Origin of the sequence: Arsenicibacter rosenii (assembly GCF_001870735.1) — a bacterium.
Taxonomy (GTDB): Bacteria; Bacteroidota; Bacteroidia; order Cytophagales; family Spirosomataceae; genus Arsenicibacter; species Arsenicibacter rosenii.
In genome coordinates this window covers 1-831 of sequence record NZ_MORL01000196.1, presented here as the reverse complement: position 1 = coordinate 831, position 831 = coordinate 1, and the positions used below count along the sequence as shown (strand labels likewise).

Below are 831 nucleotides of genomic sequence, written 5' to 3'. Positions count from 1 at the left end.
CCGTCTAACATTATTACAGACTCACCAAATGGTTTTTTCAGCGAATTTACCTCTGAATTTCCTAGCATTTCAATATTGTTATTACTTGTAACATCTAATAAAGTACTGTTGGTGTAGTTTAATAAGGCTACAGTATTACCGTCGCTGGTGTTACTTATTAGAGGCGTAAAGTTTGAAATGTAACGAGCGGAATTAGAAACTCTTGTTCCTGAAAGGTATCCAATGAAACTATTTAAACCATTAGTGCCTTGCCCTATACAAAGTGGGGATGTATTAGTATTATAAAAAATATTACCAGATCTAGAGTAAGTATTGACTAATTGTCCATTAAAGAAAATATAAAAATTAGCTCCTTGCCTTGAAATGGCAACATGTTGCCATTGATTGCGCGATACAGTTGCAATCATAATACCATTAAAAGTATTCCAACTGCCATTATTGTTTATATTATTTGCATAGAATCTTAAAACAAAATTTGCATCAAGATAAATCAATGGACCTCCTACATTTCCTGAAGACCAGCCTTTTGTCATTAATGCAATATCTCCAACTGTTTGATCTGTTGGATAAAACCAGGTTTCCCAAGTAAAATCACTGCTAGTCTGTGTTTGTGAAGTGTGAGGTAATGATAAACCTCCGCTTCCGTTAAAGAAGGCGGAAGAGCTACCTAATACTGGCCCAAACTTACCTTGAGTCACTAGTCCATTTTTAGTAATTGAAAAGCTATTAGGACTGCTGTCAATAAAGAAATTATTATGTGTATTGTTAGATGTAATCGCTTTCAATGAAAATAATGTTTGTTGATCTACCGCGTATGTATTTGTAGAAATA

General features: G+C 33.9%; 1 protein-coding gene. It reads right to left on the bottom strand.

Annotated elements, in window-relative coordinates; translation table 11 throughout:
* On the bottom strand, window positions 1–785 hold a 785-nt coding region (locus BLX24_RS31975), incomplete at its 3' end, for a LamG domain-containing protein (protein ID WP_177225994.1).
* Between the last annotated feature and the right edge of the window lie 46 nt (window positions 786–831).